Source organism: Methanoculleus chikugoensis, assembly GCF_019669965.1.
Lineage (GTDB): Archaea > Halobacteriota > Methanomicrobia > Methanomicrobiales > Methanoculleaceae > Methanoculleus > Methanoculleus chikugoensis.
In genome coordinates, this window is sequence record NZ_AP019781.1 from 2413113 (window position 1) to 2431888 (window position 18776).

The 18776-nt window shown below is 60.0% G+C and carries 18 protein-coding genes; 6 read left to right on the forward strand and 12 right to left on the reverse strand.

Annotation, left to right across the window (positions count from 1 at the left end; genetic code table 11):
* Nucleotides 1–5: 5 nt before the first annotated feature.
* Genes MchiMG62_RS12140 through MchiMG62_RS12175 form a run of 8 tightly spaced genes read right to left on the reverse strand, consistent with a single transcriptional unit; the run spans nucleotide 6 to nucleotide 7720 of the window.
* Entirely contained in the window at nucleotides 6–947 is a 942-nt protein-coding gene (locus tag MchiMG62_RS12140) for a methanogenesis marker 7 protein (RefSeq protein WP_221057183.1), read from the reverse strand.
* Nucleotides 944–1528 carry a methanogenesis marker 17 protein gene (locus MchiMG62_RS12145; RefSeq protein ID WP_221057184.1) on the reverse strand — a complete coding sequence of 195 codons (585 nt, stop codon included), beginning with the start codon at nucleotides 1526–1528 and terminating at the stop codon, nucleotides 944–946. Before MchiMG62_RS12145 ends, MchiMG62_RS12140 begins: the two co-directional genes overlap by 4 nt.
* A complete protein-coding gene (locus tag MchiMG62_RS12150) occupies nucleotides 1529–2764 on the reverse strand; it encodes a methanogenesis marker 15 protein (RefSeq protein ID WP_221057185.1) in 1236 nt (411 codons plus the stop codon).
* The gene (locus MchiMG62_RS12155; protein WP_221057186.1) at nucleotides 2761–3213 is read right to left on the reverse strand and encodes a methanogenesis marker 5 protein; all 453 of its coding nucleotides are present in this window, start codon (nucleotides 3211–3213) and stop codon (nucleotides 2761–2763) included. The genes MchiMG62_RS12150 and MchiMG62_RS12155 overlap by 4 nt, the downstream gene beginning before the upstream one ends.
* Before the next feature lie 5 nt (nucleotides 3214–3218).
* Complete coding sequence (locus MchiMG62_RS12160; RefSeq protein ID WP_221057187.1) at nucleotides 3219–3680, reverse strand: methanogenesis marker 6 protein; 462 nt, start codon at nucleotides 3678–3680, stop codon at nucleotides 3219–3221.
* Nucleotides 3680–5206: a methyl-coenzyme M reductase-associated protein Mmp3 gene (gene mmp3, locus MchiMG62_RS12165; RefSeq protein WP_221057188.1), complete on the reverse strand. Its 1527-nt coding sequence runs from the start codon at nucleotides 5204–5206 to the stop codon at nucleotides 3680–3682. The genes MchiMG62_RS12160 and mmp3 overlap by 1 nt, the downstream gene beginning before the upstream one ends.
* A 10-nt stretch (nucleotides 5207–5216) precedes the next feature.
* A complete protein-coding gene (gene atwA, locus MchiMG62_RS12170) occupies nucleotides 5217–6830 on the reverse strand; it encodes a methyl coenzyme M reductase system, component A2 (RefSeq protein ID WP_221057189.1) in 1614 nt (537 codons plus the stop codon).
* A gap of 47 nt (nucleotides 6831–6877) precedes the next feature.
* On the reverse strand, nucleotides 6878–7720 hold the full coding sequence (locus MchiMG62_RS12175; protein ID WP_221057190.1) for an HAD family hydrolase: 843 nt from the start codon (nucleotides 7718–7720) through the stop codon (nucleotides 6878–6880).
* Between the two features lie 54 nt (nucleotides 7721–7774).
* Between MchiMG62_RS12175 and MchiMG62_RS12180 the strand changes: the two genes are divergently transcribed.
* Entirely contained in the window at nucleotides 7775–8704 is a 930-nt protein-coding gene (locus MchiMG62_RS12180; protein ID WP_221057191.1) for a ribose 1,5-bisphosphate isomerase, read from the forward strand.
* Nucleotides 8705–8716: 12 nt separating this feature from the next.
* Here the strand turns inward: MchiMG62_RS12180 and MchiMG62_RS12185 are convergent, their stop codons facing one another.
* Nucleotides 8717–9604, reverse strand: coding sequence for a winged helix-turn-helix transcriptional regulator (locus tag MchiMG62_RS12185; protein ID WP_221057192.1), 888 nt, complete (start codon nucleotides 9602–9604; stop codon nucleotides 8717–8719).
* 793 nt (nucleotides 9605–10397) lie between these two features.
* Here MchiMG62_RS12185 and MchiMG62_RS12190 point away from each other — a divergent pair.
* The 3 genes from MchiMG62_RS12190 to MchiMG62_RS12200 all read left to right on the forward strand — a co-directional run bounded on the left by MchiMG62_RS12190 (nucleotide 10398) and on the right by MchiMG62_RS12200 (nucleotide 11836).
* Nucleotides 10398–10961: a hypothetical protein gene (locus tag MchiMG62_RS12190; RefSeq protein ID WP_221057193.1), complete on the forward strand. Its 564-nt coding sequence runs from the start codon at nucleotides 10398–10400 to the stop codon at nucleotides 10959–10961.
* Between the two features lie 122 nt (nucleotides 10962–11083).
* Nucleotides 11084–11491: a hypothetical protein gene (locus tag MchiMG62_RS12195; protein WP_067076361.1), complete on the forward strand. Its 408-nt coding sequence runs from the start codon at nucleotides 11084–11086 to the stop codon at nucleotides 11489–11491.
* A 63-nt stretch (nucleotides 11492–11554) separates the two neighbouring features.
* Nucleotides 11555–11836 carry a type II toxin-antitoxin system RelE family toxin gene (locus tag MchiMG62_RS12200; RefSeq protein ID WP_244987715.1) on the forward strand — a complete coding sequence of 94 codons (282 nt, stop codon included), beginning with the start codon at nucleotides 11555–11557 and terminating at the stop codon, nucleotides 11834–11836.
* A gap of 318 nt (nucleotides 11837–12154) precedes the next feature.
* Here MchiMG62_RS12200 and MchiMG62_RS12205 read toward each other — a convergent pair whose 3' ends face one another.
* The 3 genes from MchiMG62_RS12205 to MchiMG62_RS12215 form a co-directional block, all read right to left on the reverse strand.
* Nucleotides 12155–13204 (reverse strand): ABC transporter permease subunit, encoded by a 1050-nt coding sequence (locus MchiMG62_RS12205; protein WP_221057194.1) that lies wholly within the window; start codon nucleotides 13202–13204, stop codon nucleotides 12155–12157.
* Between the two features lie 22 nt (nucleotides 13205–13226).
* Nucleotides 13227–14216 carry a YcdB/YcdC domain-containing protein gene (locus tag MchiMG62_RS12210; protein WP_221057195.1) on the reverse strand — a complete coding sequence of 330 codons (990 nt, stop codon included), beginning with the start codon at nucleotides 14214–14216 and terminating at the stop codon, nucleotides 13227–13229.
* A gap of 376 nt (nucleotides 14217–14592) precedes the next feature.
* Nucleotides 14593–15474, reverse strand: coding sequence for a winged helix-turn-helix transcriptional regulator (locus MchiMG62_RS12215; protein WP_221057196.1), 882 nt, complete (start codon nucleotides 15472–15474; stop codon nucleotides 14593–14595).
* Nucleotides 15475–16416: 942 nt separating this feature from the next.
* Between MchiMG62_RS12215 and MchiMG62_RS12220 the strand changes: the two genes are divergently transcribed.
* Together MchiMG62_RS12220 and MchiMG62_RS12225 are read left to right on the forward strand one after the other, a co-directional pair.
* Nucleotides 16417–17550: a hypothetical protein gene (locus tag MchiMG62_RS12220; protein ID WP_221057197.1), complete on the forward strand. Its 1134-nt coding sequence runs from the start codon at nucleotides 16417–16419 to the stop codon at nucleotides 17548–17550.
* Between the two features lie 118 nt (nucleotides 17551–17668).
* On the forward strand, nucleotides 17669–18685 hold the full coding sequence (locus tag MchiMG62_RS12225; RefSeq protein WP_221057198.1) for a hypothetical protein: 1017 nt from the start codon (nucleotides 17669–17671) through the stop codon (nucleotides 18683–18685).
* The last annotated feature ends 91 nt before the right edge of the window (nucleotides 18686–18776 follow it).

Genomic DNA, 18776 nt, shown 5'->3' on the forward strand with positions numbered 1-18776 from the left:
CGCATCTACACCAGTATTCTCGTTTCCGAGAAAGGTTTAATCCGAATCAATATGTAATTGCGCATCCGCGACGGCGTGACGTCGGCGATATCGTCGACCGTCACCCCTTCGGCGACCTCAAGCGACCGCACGTCGTCGGCATACGAATCGTAGGGGAGCTTCACCCGGAGCCCCTCCATCTGGGCGGTCACCGGCGTCGGGTGCGTAAGCATGCTGACCTCGTGGATCTTCTCTTCGATGATCGCCATCAGGCGGGGCGGGAAGACGGAGAGCGGGTCTTTTGCGAGAGCGTCCCGCCGCGCATCCAGGACGCGTGAGACCTCGTCCACCAGCTCGTCGAGTTTCCCGAGCTCCTCGGGGCGCTTGAACCGGTGCATGATCCTGCCGATCCCGCCCACGTATCCTTCGACGGGCGGGTCGATCGCCCGCATCAGGGTCTCCCGGTCGGGCGCGCCGGTCACCACGATCGGCACGTTGATCTCCCGGCGGATCGCCGGGAACTTCTGCCGGATGCACTCCTCGAAGTTGCCGAGCGCGTAGACCGCGAGATCGTGCTCGTTGATGACGTCCCGCTCCTCGTCGTTCAAATTTGCAATCCGCTTCCCGAACCCCCTCGCAAGCCCGACCATGTTGGTCTTCGCGCCCGACCGCCTGAGGTACTCGGCGATATCGCAGGCGACGTGGGGAAGATGATGGATCTCCAGACTCGGGCTCACGACGGCGATCTCCGTCCCGACGAGGGGCGCTTCGACCACCTCGCCGGCGAGCGGTTTTGCTATCCGGCGTATCATCTCGATGTCGTCACGCGGCACGAACGACTGGAGCACGACGTCCTGGGCCATGACGTGCTTCTGGACGATGTAGCCCCCGAGGTCGTCGATCAGGTCCATGATCTCGTCGTGCCGGTAGACACCTCCCTTGTAGGTCACCGGCACCAGTGTCGTCATAGCGTCACCTCCATCTTCTCAAAGAGCGGCACGACCGCCGTCTCCACGATGTCGGTCGGCAGGGTATCCTCGCTCGCCACGTAGTAAAACTTCCCTTCCCGGATGTACTGGCGGCGGACCTTGAACCCCTCGGGAGCGATATACTGGAGCGCGTAGATGACATCCTTATACAGGGTCTCGCTCGGATCGGCCACCACCAGCCGATCGAGATCCTCATCCCCGGCCACCCCTGCCGGGAGGACGACGGTGAACCGGTCCGGCTGGTCGACGTTCTCCTTGCCGTAGATCGCCCAGAGTTTCTGGAGGAGCGGCGCAAGATAGGTCTCGTCGCCGATATCGAGGACGATCTCTTTCTCGCCGCGGTTGACGTTGGCAAAGTCGGCGACGCGGATTGCACGCGGCATATGCCGCAGGAGCCCGGCGGCGACGAAGATCGGCACCTTCGGGTCGACGTAGATGTGCAGCCGGTCGATCACCTTGATGAGATCGAGGTCCTGGAGGACGTCGGCTGCAACCCGCTCGTAGGCCACTCTCCCGACCTCGTCCGGCGACTCGACCACGAAGTAGTTCAACGGGGGCATCTACTCTCCCTTGATGAAGCCCGACGCGAGCAGGGCGGATCCGACCGCGCCGATGTACTGCGAGTTGGGCGGGACGACGACCTCGGTCTGCAGGAGCTGGCCCATCGCGTAGACCAGCCCCTCGATCAGCGAGGTGCCGCCGACCATGATCACCGGTTCTTTGATGTCGACCTCCTGCAACTGCTGCTCGAAGACCTGCTCCGCGACGCTGTGGCAGGCCGCGGCCGCCACGTCCGCGGGCGAGCTCCCTGCCGCGAGGGCGTTCACCAGGCTCTGCGTCCCGAAGACAATGCAGTAACTGTTCATCGGGACGTTCTTGCCCATGCCCTTCATCGCAAGGGGACCGAGCTCGGTGATATCGATACCGAGACGCTTCGCGGTCATCTCCAGGAACCGACCGCTTGCGCCGGCGCAGATTCCGCCCATCGTGAAGGTGCCCGGGATGCCGTCGATGACGCTGATCGCCTTGTTGTCCATCCCGCCGATATCGATGACGGTCGCGGCGCCCCGCTGGTGCCCGGCAAGGTAGACGGCGCCCTTCGAGTTCACCGTCAGCTCCTCCTGGATGAGTTCCGCACCGAAGTGCTTCCCGATCAGGAACCGGCCGTATCCGGTGGTCCCGATAGCCTGGATATCCTCGCGGGCAAGGCCCGCCATCTCGAGCGCGTCCGAAACCGCGCTCTCGGCGCTCTTGATCACCTCGGTCGTCGGGTGCCACCCGGTACCGACGATCTCGTTGTCCTTCATCACGACAGCCTTCGTCGTGCTCGACCCGGAATCGACGCCCATCGTGATCCCGGTCTGCTCCTCGCGGGCAAGGAGCGCTCTCCGGCGGGCGATGGTGGTCAGGGCCTCCATCCTGGTGAGGAGGGTTCCCGCGGTCGTCCGCTCGGTGAAGGAGTAACTCACCACCGAGAGCTTCGAGTTCTCGGGGATGTACCGCCGCAGTTCGTTCCGGACAATCGCCGCCTCGGCGCACCTGAAGCAGGTGCCGATGAAGACCCCGTCCGCCTCCACCTTCCCTTCCACCAGGGCAAGGGCCCGGGCAATCATCAGTTTCAGGTCGGCACTCTTGACGTCCAGCCCGAACTTCTTGACCGCACGTTCCACATCGGCAAGAGCGATATCGGGGAAGAAGACCTCTGCGCCCACCGACTCGGCGGCCTCATAGATCTCCTTCTGGACGCCGCTGTACTCCGCCCCGCAGGAGAGCTGGGCGATCCGTACTTTCTTCACGCTTCACCTCCATCCGGGAGACCTGCGAGGAACTTCTTGACGGCGGCTACGAACCGGATGCCCTCTTCCTCGTTCGTGGGGTACTCCAGTTCAAGGATCGGGATCCCGCTCTGCCGCAGGGAGAAGAGGATCAGCTCGTCGGTACGGGCGCAGCCCATGCACCCGAACGCAAGGTCGGCCTCGGTGACGATGATCGCGGCCTCGGCCTCCTCGATGAGGGGGCCGTAGATCGCCATTCGTCCCCGAACACCGGAAGGCACCTCGACGGCCGCGTACTTCAGGCCGCGTTTGGGCTCTTCGGGAGTGATCTGCAGGGGCGGGGAGTCTACCCCACCGGTCTGTATCCTCTCCCGGATACCGAGGGCTGCACCGAGCGGTTTATGACCGAACCGGGCCACCAGGTCGGAGAGGATGAGGCTCGTTGCAGGGTAGATAAACACCTTTGCCATTGTATTCAGGACTCCTCTGTATCTATCAGTTCTTGTAGTCGCTTGATATCAAGTAACGGTCGCTTCCCGCGTGCGGGCGGTGCCGGTTCCGCCTCGTCTCCTTCACGCCGGTCGAGCTCCTCGAGCCCGCGGGTGATGTAGCGCAGAAGACGGAACTCCCGTTCGTGCCCGAGGTAGCCCGGCCTCGCTCCGCCGAGATTCGCCCGGCAGCGTCTCGGATCCCCGGGAGGAAAACCCCGGTCCTTGACGAAGATATGGGTCGGGTCGAACGAGCGGATCTCCTCGATGAGGCGGTCGACGGACTCCGGCTCGCCCGTCACCTGCAGCCCGAAACACGTCTCCTTGATGAGAACGCCTTCGGAGGCCTCGTAGGCCCTGAGCGCGAGCTCGCCGGGGGTCATGGACGGGGATTCGACGAAGACATACTTGGTCACCGTGCCCACGTAATCCGGAGTATATTCGGCCATCACTTCACCTCTTTCACGTATACTGTCGCTCCCTCGCGCATCCCGGCAAGGTTCCCCGCATCGAGCACCTTCCCGATGACGTTCGTGCCGGTGAGCGGCTCGGACGTCGGGCCGAACTCGGCGTTCGGCGTGGTCCGGGTGCCGACCATGCCCGCGCCACGCCGGGAGTCGTTCGTCATCGCGAGGGTGTAGGCCGGGACCTCCCCGGTCGGCGTGTTCTCCGGGATGATCCCGACGCCCTTTCCAATCTTCGGTTTGAAGAGGAAGACGTCCTCGAAGACGAAGACGAGCGGCATCTTCCCGACGCTGTGGTGTTTGAGCCCGGTCACTTCACGGAAGATCGTGACCGACCGGGGCGCGGCCGCCTCGTCGAGGGTGATGCTGACGACGTGGTCGGCAGGCACCGTCTCGATCCGGACCTCGCCGCCGGCCAGCACCTCGAGCGTCGTTGCCGGGGTCTGGCCGACCACGATGCGATCGCCTTCGGCCGCGTCGGCGGTGAGGGAGACACCCCGCCGGGCGGCGACCGCTTCCGCCTCGGCGAGCGAAAGGCCGACAAGATCGAACTGCTCCGGCTCCGCATGGATGGCGAAGAGATCGCCCTCTCCGGCAAACCTGACGAGTTCGATGCCGTGGACGACCCTTCCGACGACGGTGTGCGCCGGGCTTGCCGAGACGCCCTGGGTGTAGATGTAGACTCCTCCCGAGGATTTTCCGGCGGTCCTGACCGTGACGGCGCCTTCAAGCCTCGGACCGGAGAACTCCGCCGGAACCCGGGTCGGAACCAGGTGCGTGTCGGCGACGTAGGTGCTGCTTGCGGAGCCCACCCTGAATCTGCCGCCCTGCACGGAGAGAAGGAAATGCTCGACGCTCCGGGCGGTTCCGGTATCGATCCCGTCTTTCCCGGAACCCTGCACCTCCGCTTCCACGTAGGAGACAATTTGCATCCCGTCTTCGAGCGGGAACCCTGAATCGTGGGTGACGACGACGTGCGAGCGGTCGACACGCCGGAAGACCCGCTCGACCCCGGTGATCTGGTCGCCGTCGGCGAGCCGGTCGAGCAGCCCGCGGCCGGTGACGACCTTGCCGATGACACCGCCGCCCTCCGGGGCGCCGTAGTCGGCGGTATGGCCCATGCGTGCGAAGATCAGGTAGGACCGGGAGGGGTCGTAGCCCCCGCACCCGAGGATCACGTCGCCGCGCTCGTACCGGCCCGGACGGCGTGCCGGGCGGACGTCGGACTCGAACGGCCCGAAGGCGGCGGCATACCGGTCCTGCCAGTGCAGGCGGAGCCGTTCTGCAAACTCCGGCCGGAGGAGAGGGGAGACTGCCGCGGTCTTCGCCACCTCAACGACCAGATCTCCCGCCGGGGTGGCGAACCGGACCTCCTGCGACTCGGCTTCATCTTCAACGAGCGCCGGCCGGATGACGGCGACACTGCACTGTTCATCCCGTTCGGGGAGGAGATTCCCGAGCCGGGAACCCGCCGGAACCGAAATGCGTTTACCGTCCAGGTGGATCTCCATTACGTGCACCTCAGGCGGCTCCGCCGCCCCCCATCACCGTTCGTTCATCCTCGGTGAGATGGGCGAGCACCTCTTCCGTCGGCCCCAGCCGGATGATCTTGCCTCCCCGCATAAGGGCGACGCGATCGCAGATATCTCTCACGAACTCCATATCGTGCGAAACCACGATAAATGTCTCGTCCATCTCTTCGCGAGCGTGGAGGATCGAGTGTTTCACGTCGATCTTCGTGATCGGGTCCATGGTTCCGGTCGGTTCGTCGAGGACGACGAGCAGGGGCTCGCGGATGAGCACCTGGGCGAGGGCCACCCGGTGCTTCTCGCCTTCGGAGAGCTGGCCCGGGTAGCGATCCAGGATCTCCTTGCTCTTCTCCGGGGTGAACCCGGCCATCCCGAGAGTGATGATCGCCTTCCTCATCGCAAGCTCTTTCGGGAACTCAAGACCGATGGCGTCGGTGAGGTTGTCGAGCACCGTCCTGTGCGGGTAGAGGTCGTACTCCTGGTGGAGGAGACCGATGTAGCCCTTTGCCCGGCCGCGGTTCTCGATGCCGGGTTTCGTCATATCGATCCAGTCGTCGCCGATCCGGATGTTCATCTCGCCGCTGGTGGGCTCGAGGATCCCGGATATGATCCGGGAGAGGGTCGTCTTGCCCGCCCCGCTCTTGCCGATGATCCCGAAGATCTCTTTCTCGCCGACATCGAACGAGACGGTGTTGACCGCCCGGACGACGCCCCGGTCGACCGAGAGGTAGCGTTTCACCACGTCGCGGGCGACCAGGATCTTCTCGCCGACCTCCCCGGCCTGGCGCTGCTCGACGTCGCTGTAGTTCTCCATGAACCGGCCGATGACTTCCCGGGGGCCGCCGATCCCCTTGATCTCTCCGTTCTCAAGGAGAATTGCCCGGTCAGCCACGTCTTCGATGACGTTTGAGAAGTGGGAGGTGACAATCATACCCATATCGTTTACCCGGGCGCTCTCGATGAGCATCCGGTGGACGAGCGTGGCGGTCTCCGGATCGAGCGTCCCGGTCGGTTCGTCCGCAAAGAGCATGAACGGGTTCTTCGCGAGCTGCCGGGCGAGCACTACCCGCTGCTTCTCGCCGCCGGAGAGGTCGCGGGCGATATGCATCATCCGGTGGGAGAGCCTGACCTGGTCGATCAGGTCGGCGGCCCTGCTGACGGCCTTCTCGCCCGGGTAGCCGACATCGTCGAGCGCCCGCAGGACGTTCTCGATCACCCGGTCGTCGCCGTAGAGTGCGAACGTCCGCTGGAACATGATGGCGGTTCTCCGCATGATCCGCCGTTTCATCGTCGCGTTCTCTTCGGCCCAGAGATCGATATCCGCCGGTTCCATCTTGCCCCCGCAGACAGGACACGGTTTTCCCACCTCGCTCGGGACACCGATGTAGTCGCATCCGCCGCAGACGGCGACATGATAGATGATTGCACCCTGTGTCGGAGGCTGGTCGACACCCCGCATAAGGTGCATGAGAACGGTCTTGCCGGCGCCGCTTCTCCCGATGATACCGACGGTCTCTCCCTCGGCCACCTCAAAATTGATGTTTTTAAGCACGGCAGTCCCGTTGAACTCCATGCAGAGATTCTTCACCGTAATAAGTGGGGTCATCTTGAGATCCTCGTTAAACTAATCTTCATCTGGGATCATATTAGGGTTTATATTGTTGCACTTTTCCCGGGCGCCGCGGTATCCGTGAGGAGTTCTGCCACGATACCGGGCACCTCGCTGACGTTGTGGATCACCCGATCCACGCTCGCATAAAGGACGGCCGGTTTCCGGTCCGACTGCTGTTCGGTGAGCACCGCGAGATCTGCTTTCCGAAAGGCGTTCAGGTCGTTGATGGCATCTCCAACCATAACAACTTTATCGTACTGCTCTTTGAGGTCTTCCACGATCCGGGCTTTCATCGAGGGCGTTGCGACACCGTAAACCCTCTCCCGGGGGATGCCGAGGTAGTCGCCCATCCGTTCGAGTTTTGCGACGCGGTCGCCGGATGCTATGTATGCGGGAACGCCCATCCGGTGCAGTTCGGTGATGGTCTCTTTCGCGCCCTCGAACGGCCTTCCGCCGGTCGTCACGGTGAACTCGATGCCGGGGATGTCCATGTTCAGGATCACGCCGCTGTTCATGGTGACGATCGACTCTCTCTTGCAGCAACTCCAGACCTGTCGGATGCATGCCTGCAGATCGCCGATGCGGGCGCGTTCGTCGTTGTAGAGGAGATTCCCGACCTCTTCGGCGGGGATGACCCGGCGGGAACAGGCCACCCCGAATCCGACCGACTGTTCCAGGAAGAACCTGGAGAGGCACTGCTCTTCCGGCGCCTCCATGACGTCCCGGGAGTGGAGGTGGAGGACGACGAGCACTCGCGCATCCGACCCGAAGGTGATGGTCGTGGTCTCGACCTCGGTCAGCATCTCGTCGTTGAGGATGTCGCGCGCTACGCGGTAGGTCCGCAGAAGTGTGCCCGCACTATCAAAAACAACGGCTACCGACATATTCTCACGTCAATAAGTCTATGTAGTCTCTTGCCCTCTCTTCAATGAAGACGTATGGTATTGAGTGAGACGGCAGCAAGCATAAAGAATATGGAGATCCGGGGCGCCGGCAGGATCGCCCGGGCAGCGGTGGACGCACTGGCCGATTATGCCCGAAATCTCGATGCATCGGACCCCGATACGTTCAAGCAGGAGATGCAGAAGGCGGCCGATCTCCTCACCGGAACCCGGCCGACCGCCGTCTCGCTCCCGAACGCTGTGCGCTCCGTGATGCGGGCGCTCGACTCGTTCGACTCGGTGGAGGCCGCACGGGACGCGGTTCTTCTCCGCGCGGCGGAGTTCGTCGAGCACTCGGAGCATGCAATCGAGCGGATAGCGGAGATCGGGGCACGCCACATCTCCGACGGCGACGTTCTCCTGACTCACTGCAACTCCGAGGCGGCGCTCGGGTGCATCCTGGAGGCCCACCGGCAGGGGAAGGAGATCGAGGTCTACGCGACGGAAGTTCGTCCCCGCGGCCAGGGGCTCATAACCATCAGGACGTTGAACGACGCCGGTATCCGGACGAACTACATCGTCGATTCGGCGGTTCGCTACTTCATCAACGACGTCGATCTGGTCTTCGTCGGCGCCGACGCTATCGCGGTGAACGGCGCGGTGGTGAACAAGATCGGGACCGCCCAGATTGCGCATGCCGCGAACGAAGCCCGGACGAACGTCATCGTGGCGGCCGAGACCTACAAGTTCGCGCCGAGGACGATCCTCGGGGAGCTGATCGAGATCGAGGAGCGGGATCCCGCCGAGGTGCTCCCCCGCGAGGTGGCGGAGAAACTTCCCTTCGTCCGGGTCAGGAACCCGGCCTTCGACGTGACGCCCGCGGAGTACGTCGACCTGATCGTCACCGAGCAGGGGGCGATCCCGCCGGGGCTCGCGTTCACGGTGATAAGGGATTATCTCGGGTGGAGGATCGAGGAGTTGCGGTAGGGCCCGGAACGCCTACCGGAGAGGTGAGTCGGCACGGCTTTCGGCACCCGTTCCGTTCCAGGGGAGGAGGGGCACCATACCGTCTGCCGTCCCGTCGCGACCCCCGGAAGATGCCAGTGCCTCGCTGGTGAGTGCGTAGCGTACCGTCCGGCCGTCGCGATTCGTTTCGACGAGTCCGTCTGCGGCGAGCCGTCGCATGTGCCAGGCGGCTGTGGAACACGAGATGGTGATGATGTCGGCTATCTCCGACTGCGTGATGCCGGGTTTTTCAAGGAGAAGGGCAAAGATCTGCCGACGTGTGCCGTTCTGGAGGTGCAGGCATACGGCCTTCTCGGCCGTGTCATAGTCACCGTTTCTGAAGTAGCCCACCCTGCCGTCCCGATGCAGGATACTGACCAGACCGGCCTCCCGGAGGCGGGAGAGGTGGTAACGGATCGTTCCCCGGTTGATCCCGGTGATACGGGCGATCTCCGCGGGCGCGATCCCGGGGTGGTCCCGGATGCAGGCGTAGATCCGGGACCGTTTCTTGTTGTCCAGGAGACTGCGTGAGGTCCGGTAGCCGAGATAGGCCATGGCGCCGGCGGAATAGACGAGTTCGAAGGGTATCGCGAGAAGCGGGCAGTGGATGAGCAGGACGATAGTGAGGAATTCCAACGGTGAGTAGGCCTGCCAGACCGGCACGAACACCTCGTCGTCGATGTAGGTCACATCCGTGGGGAGTTCGGCAGGGCCTGGTTCAACGATGATCTTTGCCGCTGCAGGGCTCCAGAGGAGGAGCAGGGCCAGGGATAGGACAATGAACAGGTCAGCCGCTCTGTGTATGGTCCGGCCCCCTATGAGGGGGCTGCACCGGGCAACGCCCCATTCTCCAAAGTGTGCACTGTGCTTTGTTATGCCCATGAACCCTATGCACAACGTCCGAACCCCCAACCTTAAACGTTCTGTGCTGACCCTCGAATTGTCATCGGGAATTTCCGAGTAACGCTTTCATCGAATCAGCGATGGATATCGATAACACGGAAGAAATGGAGATTTTCCAGTGGAAGTCACCCCCGGACACAGTCCAGGAGGCTCAACGGCGTTTAGAATCAATAACAGAGATACTCCCCGGAATGGCAAAACCCGGCAATATTATGGCCCTCCTCGGAAAATCCACCTCCGGCAAGGGGATTATGCGCGCCCTACGAGGAGACTGTAGCGCCGCTGGTTCTTCGTAACGAGCGACCATCACCGGAGTTCCGATCCCGGGTGGATCTACTGCACTCTCAACGGATCGACCAGCTCAACCCGGGTCACCAGGGGCGCTTTGTCCGGCCCGGTCCTACCGGGTAAACCTGCTGAGCATATCTGATAATTTACACGGGCGGACATCACGCGGTGCCTCGTAGGCCCGGTAACCCCGTAGGATCTTCCCGAGTACCGGAGTATCTGCAGAACTGATCATATTCGCTGTTTGGAGCCTTCAAACGCCTTGACGTGTCGATGATTGGCACAGAAAAGGTATTAAGAGAAACAACAAAGCCTCAATCGAGGATACCGCACGTGGTATCTCGCGGGGGCCGGGTGTCTCGATTGGCGTCGTGTCCCGGAGCCCACAGCGTGCCCGGGGGCTGATGGTGCTGACGGCTGCGAACAGAGATAGCCGTTGCGGTTCCGCGGCCTCCTGGAGCATGCGTGAAAGGGGAATCGAATCATGAAACAGAGCAACATCTTCAGAATGTGCGCTGCAGCTGCCATCGGCCTGCTTCTGGCCTGCATGGCGGTGGTGCCGGTCAGCGCAGAGAACGATCCGACCCACATTATACCTGTCGATGGGAATTCGACACGCATCACGCCCGTAGATCCGGACCTGACCACCATCATGTCCGTTGGCGGGAACCTGACATGGGTCCACATCATACCCATCGACGGTGGTTCGCTCGTCATCGACGAAGGAGGAGGGACAGATTGCACCGCATATGCAGGCTCATGGTTCGTCGAGAACCATGTACCGGGATCGGTTTACCGGTTCATCGTGGAGTGCGAATACGCCGACACCAACCGTGCAATCGGAGAGACAGCCGAGTTCCGGCTGGAAGGGCCGGATGGTGCGGTAGATACATGGTCCATAAACGACACCCCGTTCTTCAACGACGACTGGAAAGGGGCGCTGTCGGTGGATTTCATGCCTGAGGATTCCGGTGCGTACCACTGGGAGATCGCGTGCGATAAAGGCGGAGAGAGCGCTTCGTCGCGCGGGGATCTCATCTTCCGGTAGGAGATCATCCGAAAGAGAATGAACCGTATAATCTCTGAAAAGTGCCCGGCGATATCTCATTTGATGTCCTTGAGGGGTGGCTCCTGTAGGGTGTAGCAATCTAATGAGCAGCAGGTAACATCATGGCCAGCATAAACGCGTTGACTGCCGGTATCGTAATACTGGCCTTCATAGCCGGAACCGGGGCCGGCTATCTCCTTACAGCACGGAATGAAGCCCCCACAGCAGGGGCTGAAGGGACGTGCCCGGCAGAGGTCACGTCCCTCAATATACTGACCGTGGCGCTTAATGACCCGAAGGTCATCGGATTGCTGGGCAACAAAAGTATTGGGGCAATCGCGTTCTCACGAGGCACCTATAGCGAACAGGATATGAATTATACCCAGATCGTCTTTCGTCTCCAAGATCCTGACCCCGACGACCACATGACCGCCTCGATGATTGTTGTTCAGATCAACGATTCCTGCAAGGTATACTCCGTCTATGAGACATATCCATCGTATATCCCCAAGATTGTCCCGGAGACGTAAGAGTGGTCACTTGAAGAATCTCAGAGCCAGAAGGGTCCGCACCCAGAGGAGGGCATGAGGAATATGATGAGTAATAACCGGCCGTGTGGTCTCACCGAGGCAGCCCATCATCCATTTAAGGGCATTCCACGACCCCTAGCAATCCGGATAGGCGAGGAGATTGCATCACTCGCCGGCGAGACCGACCCGAAGAAGCATCTCAAACAATTGAAGGGAGCGAGCAATCCCCCGCTCTACTCGCTCCGAAGCGGGGACTACCGGGTGGTTCTCTCGATCATAGACGACCTCCTGGTGATCCACGTCATCGCAGTCGGACACCGGAGCAGGGTGTACCGCAGGTTCTGAACGGAGAGTCTCTGCAGGAGGGCGCCGGGCTTGCCTCAATCGTACCCACCGGGAGCACGCCGGGACAGGGTGGGCCGGTTCCCTACTTCGACATCATCCCGGTTCATGAGTAATGTGGCCGACATTCAGTGGAAATCGAACCCGGCCGCCCCGGGTGTGGGGGCGTGCTTCGAACCGGAATTCGTACATCCTCCCTCCCATTCTAAGATCTTGCAATATTGTTGGCCCGCTTCCGAGATGACCGCACGACAGGAATTATGTGCGCGCGCACCTGCCTGCCGCACATGCGCATGTACTGAGTGAAACCCATCTCCGCCGTCATCGGATATCCATCCGCATGAAACGGGTGTATGCCGCTCCGAAGAAGATTGCCGGAAGCGCAAGCATCGCGACGATCGGCTGCCGGATGAGAGCGATCAGGTCGGGAAGGTCGGGGAGCGGTTCTTCCCCGGGGTGGGGCGTTCTCAGGGCGAAGGGGTCCGGATTGATCCACATCGAGAACCGTGGATTGGTGATCGCTACCGAGAGTTCCTGGTAATTCCTTTGTGGCGAGAGGAGGCGGACGGTCGCTCCGATACGTTCCTGGTGTTCGAGGTAGGTTCGCTCCTCCTCCCGGTACTGCAGCCACTCCTCTTCGGTGAATTGCGGGTCGCTCATGTCCACCGGTTCCGGGGGTGTTCCGGCAACCGCATCGGTAAGGATGCCGCCGAAGATCGGTACGATGGAGGATAAGACAAAGATAGCGACCAGCGACCAGACAAGAGCGCTCCCGCTATCGGCAACGACCGACGAGGCGAGGAGAGCGACCGAGAAGAACGTGAAGAGGTAGACCAGCGAAACGAACCAGAAGACCAGGATCGCGCCGAGCTCGGCAGGCGACGGGACGATTGCAAAGAGCAGGAGGAGCGCGAGCGCGATGAGAATCGCGATGCTCATCGCCAGCGTCAGGGCGGCGAACCCCCCGAGCGCCTTGCCGGTGATCACCTCGTCGCGGAAAACCGGACGGGAAAGGAGGGTTTTGAGCGAGCCCGACCAGCGTTCCCGCGTGATCAGGTCGAACCCGGTCGCGATCGCAAGCAGCGGGCCGTAACTCGCGACCATCGAGGAGAGGTTGAGGAAGACCGTGAGGAGGGAGGGTTTCTCCGGCATCCAGCCGGGGTAACCCAGGAATTTCGGCACCGGCGCGGTACCGTCGGAGTATGCCGCGAGTTTCTCGCTGTAGTTCTCGACGCCCTCGTAGAGAGAGACGGAGCAGAGGATCAGGAAGAGGAGGAGGACAAGGGTGAACCGCCGGCTCGCGAGGTGGTCGGCAAACTCTTTTCCTGCCACGAGGAGCGTGCGGCTCGGATCGGATACCCGGTCTGCCATTCTCTCGTCTTCCACCGGACTACTACCACCCCGGGTTATAATTTGCAGAAAGAACCTCTCCCGAATGGGCGTTCATCCATATTTCAGCCGCCCGTGGCGGATCCTGCGAGCGGTGCCGCTCGTCGTCGAACGTGATGTGCCAGGCAAGAGGCACCGCGACCGGTTCCGTTGACGGGCGTTGCCGTGCGATCAGGTCGTACCACCGCAGCTCTGTCGACCGGATGGCGAACTCGCCGGGATCCTTGCCGTAGGTATCGTTGAGGTACGCCAGAACCCGTTCCTGTACCCCGTCTTCCGGGATCGAAGGTTCCGGATCGGCCATGGTGTCGTTGTTTGATACTTTCCAGAATTTAGAGTACGAGACGACGCGGCCGTTAATCGAATCGATCGCAAGGATGATCGTGTCGAACTGGCAGAGGACCCCGTCGATCGAGCGGTGATACACGAAATGGTACGGGCCGTTTCGCGAACCCAGCGGTGTATCTACCATAGAGAGTGCGGCGTCGGTCTTCACGACGTCCGAACGCTCGTTTCGCTCCCGGAGATATGCATCGGCAATCTTTTCCGCCGCATCGATCGTGATTGCGGGATCGGCAGACCGGAAATAGTCACGGCCATCCTGGAAATGCACCATCTCCCTGTCGACAGCATCGATCCATACGGTGATATCGTCTGCAGGATCGCGGTCGTCTTCCGCTTTCACCCGGAACCGCCAGACGTCGCCATAGGTCTGCACGTCGTATGGCTCGGCAGTCATCCGTTCAATCCGGATCCCGGGGATCTCCCGTTCCAGTGCGGCCGCGGCAAGCGAACGCGCTTCCCCCTCGCCGATCAGGCCGTCCGGCGACGGTTGGGCCGGTGTCACCCCGGGTGACGCTGTCGCCTCCGGCGACGTCGGTGCAGCCCGTCCGTTTCCACCGGCATCCGTCCCTACACAACCCGCCGACGCCGCCAAACAGGCAAGGAGGAGGACTGCTGCGAGTGTGTAACCGATTTTGTTGATAGGTCTCATGGTTCTATCCTCATTTCACGCATGCCCCGGGAGGCCGCGGAACCGCAAGGGCTATCCCTGTTCACAGCCGCCAGCACCATCAGCTCCCGGAAACGACGCCAATCGAGATTCCCCCTGCGGGATATCGCATGCGGCATCGTCAATCGAGACGTTGTTGCCCGTCTTTATACCTTTTCTGTGCCAATCGTCAATTCGACCTGATATTCGAAGGCCCCGGGCCGGGAACAGGATCCGTCCTGCAGATGCAGGAGCCTGATACTCCGGCACAATCCCCGAATACCGGCTGCAGGCCGATCGCGCACGTCTGCGCGGCGCCGGCGGGGACCGGAGATGTGTCGGACTGAAGGTGGAAAGAGCCTTCATCCGCGAGACGGACTCACCCGGTATCTTCCGCCGGAACCCGTGCGGGTTCGGGACTGTGGTCATGCACATACTCCGTCATCAGCATTCGAGCGTAGTTGTCGATGAGAGTATACCGCACATACCGTCCCTCCCTCTCGGACGTTACAATCCCCTGGCGTTCCAGATATTTTACGTGCGTATAGACTGTGGCTTTGGACAGACTCGACTCTTCGGCGAGCTCTTCAGTGTGTGCACCCCCATTCAGGAAGATCTGTGTTATAATTCCCTGCCGGGCGTCATTATTCATAGTAATGATAAGAGTCTCTTTTTCAGCCGAATACGGCGAACCAGCGGCAAAATAGTGGATTCTCCCCCTCCTTTTGACCGCCCTCAACAGGCCTGCGGACTGCAGTCTTTCCAGATGGTAACCAAGTGTCCCTCTCGTCAGGGACATCTCCTTCAGCAATTTCCTGAAATGCAACCCCGGGTTTGCCTTGATGAAACTAAGAATCTCAAGTCTCCGCGGACTGTCCAGAACATTCTTTCTGGAGATCCGTTTATAGCCAAGGTATCCAACGGCCTTCAGGGGAAGAAGGGTCTCGATCGGGGCTGTTGCTAGCTGGGGAACTATGCACAACAACAAGAAGAGCCAGAGCGGAATCGGATCGATCTCCTGCACAGTCTCGCCTGCCAAGGGTGTTCCGGGCTCCCTTCCAATGTTGTTCGAGGGCAGGATCGTGTATTCGGCGGCACTGCCGACCGAGACCAGCAGCAACATCGAAAGGAGGAACGTGAGGGAAAGCAGCCTCAGGAGCTCCCCCGACCTAAGAGTGCTGATAGACGTTGAGGGTGTATGATCTCCGGGAGGATACCTGCTCGCCGTATACATCGAACGTCCACGTTCCCCGGTCCACATAGTCGCCATTTGGGTCGATGTCTATATGAATCATGTCATTCGTCTGGCCATCGATAATATCGCGGAGCGTGCCAAGATTTCTCCACGAAGGAGTGTATATGGTCAACGCCAGGGAGTCAGGGTTGGGGCTCGGACCCCAGTCCAGGTACACCTCAAGATACCTGACGCCGCTTCCGATGTAGAACTGGTGCCTGTTGGTCTCACCCTACCCAATGCTGCTTGACAGCCGCAGTGTTGTCACCGGATCGTCCGACGCCGAAGGACAAATCGTGTACCCGACATCCCCCTTTGCCGACACCGGGGGCACGGCAAGGAGGCAATTACCAGCAGCAGGGCAAAAACCATGCATTTTCTCTTTGCTGATGCCATGAAGGAGGATTGTTATCCGCGTTTTATGAGTTTTATGGGACAAACACCAATTCTATTCTCGCCTCCGCCCTCTTCCTTTCTTGGAGACGGACGTGTTTGAGGAGCAACAAGGCCGTACTGTGCCTGGAGCCACTATATCTGAAGAGATTGGTGCGGTGCGGGCGTAGCGGGACGGCCTGCGCGCAACGCACGGGGAGGGGACCCCAGCACCGAATCTCCCGGAACAATACTGCTCATACCAGCCCTGCATTTTCCATCGGGAGGGAATTCTCCTGTGAGGGTCTCATGCAGGTGGAGTTGCCTATGGCGATCCCGGGGCGTTATCCCTGCTATTTTCCAGAAAAATCACGCGTTGAATTGGTGTTTGTCCCATAAACGGTTTATCTCAAAACTGACAAGTGAACACTTGTAGGTGCCGCAGGTGGTGCCTGCAACGATGCGGAGGTCCACCCGGCCAGTAGCGAATCGGATGGGTGAACGTCCCGCGCGCCCGGAGGCAAAAGGAACGTGTGCTCTTCCCGTACTTGAAGGTATGCCTCTCCGCCCTCCGGGAAGTTACTGGAGGAATATGGAATGAACAGAAAAATTGGAATGCGGGCATTCTCCATGCTCCTGGCACTGCTGCTGGTGAGTGTGATGATGATGCCGGTGATGGCCGCCGAACAAGTGTGGCAGTCTCAGGGTAATGAACAAAATGTGCGATATGACTTGGAAAAGTATACTGTACGTCTTGTTGATTCTGAAATACCCAAGGATCTGATCGGCGCCAGGACTCAAGCAGCAATGAGTTCCTTTGAGGAAGAGTTTAAGAATATCCAACCGAGGTATGTCGGCGCAGCTGAAGTTGATATATCCGAAGACGAGAAAATCGTTGCTTACGTATTTCGGGTTCTTCCAAATGGAGAGAGTGTCTCTTATGTAGAGGTAGTTTCATCCAAAGATAACCTCTCGTTGGAGGAAATATCTTCTCATACAGATGCTTGGATCGATGGGCCGCTGAAGAACAAAACGGAGGAGTCCCTCAAAGAGGGTGATATTGGGCTTCTTTCATATGGACCGACCCCGATTCATACAGCGACGATAAGCAGAACTTACACCGGTGTCGGGCGTGCGTACCTTACAACGACATGGTACTGGGATAATCAAGAAACTAACTCGAATCAGGATTATTTCTTCACAAAGACGACCTTGAGAACTGATCCGGGCATTGATATATCTGGTTATGAGCCATATAGAAACGCGCAGTTTGACGTGGAAATAGATTCTGACTATTCAGTCCCGGGTTATTATCAGCACTTGCCGAATGTTCAGGTAATCCAGAATGATCCACAGACTACAAATGGGTATACGACTGTCGGGCTCTCTCTTGGTACTGGTGGGTGCGCTCTCCAGTGGTCAACAGCCATTCCCAGTACACATGTTGAGCTCCACAATCTGGGTGGCAACACCCTTTATTGGCACGAAGAATTTTTCCTCCTTGCCGGTTGCGCAGCCACTACATTTGAGTTCACCCCGGGTCAGCACTCATACTGTTCGCAGTCGTCTGCACGGAATGGCAACACATATGTTGTCTCCCGGGTGATGGCCGATGTTTCAGACGGATGGGGAAAAATAGTGGACGGTATCGCCTATTTCGCTCCTTCCGGAACAAACTCCTGGGGTCATCTCTGTAAGATTAAGTGGAGTGGGGGATACGTTCATACCTAACTGGAGATAGCCTGTGTCGACATCACCAACATTTCTCTTCTTTTTAATGCCTGAACCGAAGGAACAGACTCGGATCGAATGCTTGTCGTTTATAGTGCTATTTTGCGCCTTCGTTACAATGATCGATGTGGCCTGTGCGCTTCCCGGGAACTCGTCTTATGACGATTTCAACGGTTTGAATACCGATTCGCTCTACCTTTCTCATGAAAATCTCTCGCCGCGCGAAGTAACGGACTGGATGGATCGCATGTCCGGTATCTCCTCCGTCCCTTCGAATCCGGATCTCTCTTTCCGGTATGAGGCGATCTTCTTCCCGGATCTCCCCCCTGGCGCGGAACTCGTCGGATACTACGCTCGTGTCCTCCCCGACGGTGTCGCGCTATCCTACGCCGAGGTGACTGACAGAGCAAACCTGGCACCGGACGGTTTTCCGGCCCGGGCGGAAGACTGGATATCCGGCGGGGAAGCCTGTACAGTGCGTGAGCGGCTCCGTGATGCGGCCGGTTTGTCCGATGAGTATGTCGAGGTTGCACGCCACACAACTGTCCGGGTGTCCCCGGGCGTCGGGCAGATGATCGCAACAACGGCACTTTACCAGCATTCCAATGACTATGATCAGGGACACGAGTATTTCTGTCTCGGATCTCACATCGCCATGACACCGGAGGATGACTGGAGAAACTCGGGATTTCGCGTAAGTTACGATCTGGACACGGCGTATTACTCCTTGAAGCCTCTTGGTGGATTTTTCGGCCAATCCGGCCCCCAAACATCTCCGCGATACACGGAGTCCCCGGGAGACGTTGTCGGTAAACTCCTGAACACCTTCGATACCTTCGGCATATTCTCCGGGTTGTTCGGCCACCGGGTCGAGTTTCATGCTCACGACACGACAGGTGTCGCCTGGACTACTGAATGCGGATACTTTGCCTCAGGTGCCACCGGTGTGCTCAACCTGACTCCGATCTCGGATGTCGTGGGAAAACAGCCCTCCGCAGACGATGCCGCGTGGCACGTTCTGGCGGGCATCGAGATCGATACGGAACCCGGCTGGTCACGGCCCGGGGAACTACCGGCGTCCTCCCTCCCCTGGGGTCACCTCGTCTTCATCCGTAAAGCGACGGGAGCGGCCTGATGCCGGAGGGTCGGGCGGCGGTCCCTCTCCACATGGAATACAAAAGTTTCGGGACGCCCATGAGTGTCGATCTGGAACCCTGGTATTCAAC

Coding starts and splice junctions, on each gene's coding strand:
- MchiMG62_RS12140 (WP_221057183.1), bottom strand. CDS start 947: ATGACGACACTGGTGCCGGTGACCTACAAGGGAGGTGTCTACCGGCAC.
- MchiMG62_RS12215 (WP_221057196.1), bottom strand. CDS start 15,474: ATGTGGACCGGGGAACGTGGACGTTCGATGTATACGGCGAGCAGGTAT.
- MchiMG62_RS12200 (WP_244987715.1), top strand. CDS start 11,555: ATGATGAGTAATAACCGGCCGTGTGGTCTCACCGAGGCAGCCCATCAT.
- MchiMG62_RS12155 (WP_221057186.1), bottom strand. CDS start 3,213: ATGGCAAAGGTGTTTATCTACCCTGCAACGAGCCTCATCCTCTCCGAC.
- atwA (WP_221057189.1), bottom strand. CDS start 6,830: ATGACCCCACTTATTACGGTGAAGAATCTCTGCATGGAGTTCAACGGG.
- MchiMG62_RS12210 (WP_221057195.1), bottom strand. CDS start 14,216: ATGAGACCTATCAACAAAATCGGTTACACACTCGCAGCAGTCCTCCTC.
- MchiMG62_RS12195 (WP_067076361.1), top strand. CDS start 11,084: ATGGCCAGCATAAACGCGTTGACTGCCGGTATCGTAATACTGGCCTTC.
- MchiMG62_RS12225 (WP_221057198.1), top strand. CDS start 17,669: ATGATCGATGTGGCCTGTGCGCTTCCCGGGAACTCGTCTTATGACGAT.
- MchiMG62_RS12145 (WP_221057184.1), bottom strand. CDS start 1,528: ATGCCCCCGTTGAACTACTTCGTGGTCGAGTCGCCGGACGAGGTCGGG.
- MchiMG62_RS12205 (WP_221057194.1), bottom strand. CDS start 13,204: ATGGCAGACCGGGTATCCGATCCGAGCCGCACGCTCCTCGTGGCAGGA.
- MchiMG62_RS12190 (WP_221057193.1), top strand. CDS start 10,398: ATGAAACAGAGCAACATCTTCAGAATGTGCGCTGCAGCTGCCATCGGC.
- MchiMG62_RS12175 (WP_221057190.1), bottom strand. CDS start 7,720: ATGTCGGTAGCCGTTGTTTTTGATAGTGCGGGCACACTTCTGCGGACC.
- MchiMG62_RS12180 (WP_221057191.1), top strand. CDS start 7,775: ATGGTATTGAGTGAGACGGCAGCAAGCATAAAGAATATGGAGATCCGG.
- MchiMG62_RS12185 (WP_221057192.1), bottom strand. CDS start 9,604: ATGGGCATAACAAAGCACAGTGCACACTTTGGAGAATGGGGCGTTGCC.
- mmp3 (WP_221057188.1), bottom strand. CDS start 5,206: ATGGAGATCCACCTGGACGGTAAACGCATTTCGGTTCCGGCGGGTTCC.
- MchiMG62_RS12220 (WP_221057197.1), top strand. CDS start 16,417: ATGAACAGAAAAATTGGAATGCGGGCATTCTCCATGCTCCTGGCACTG.
- MchiMG62_RS12160 (WP_221057187.1), bottom strand. CDS start 3,680: ATGGCCGAATATACTCCGGATTACGTGGGCACGGTGACCAAGTATGTC.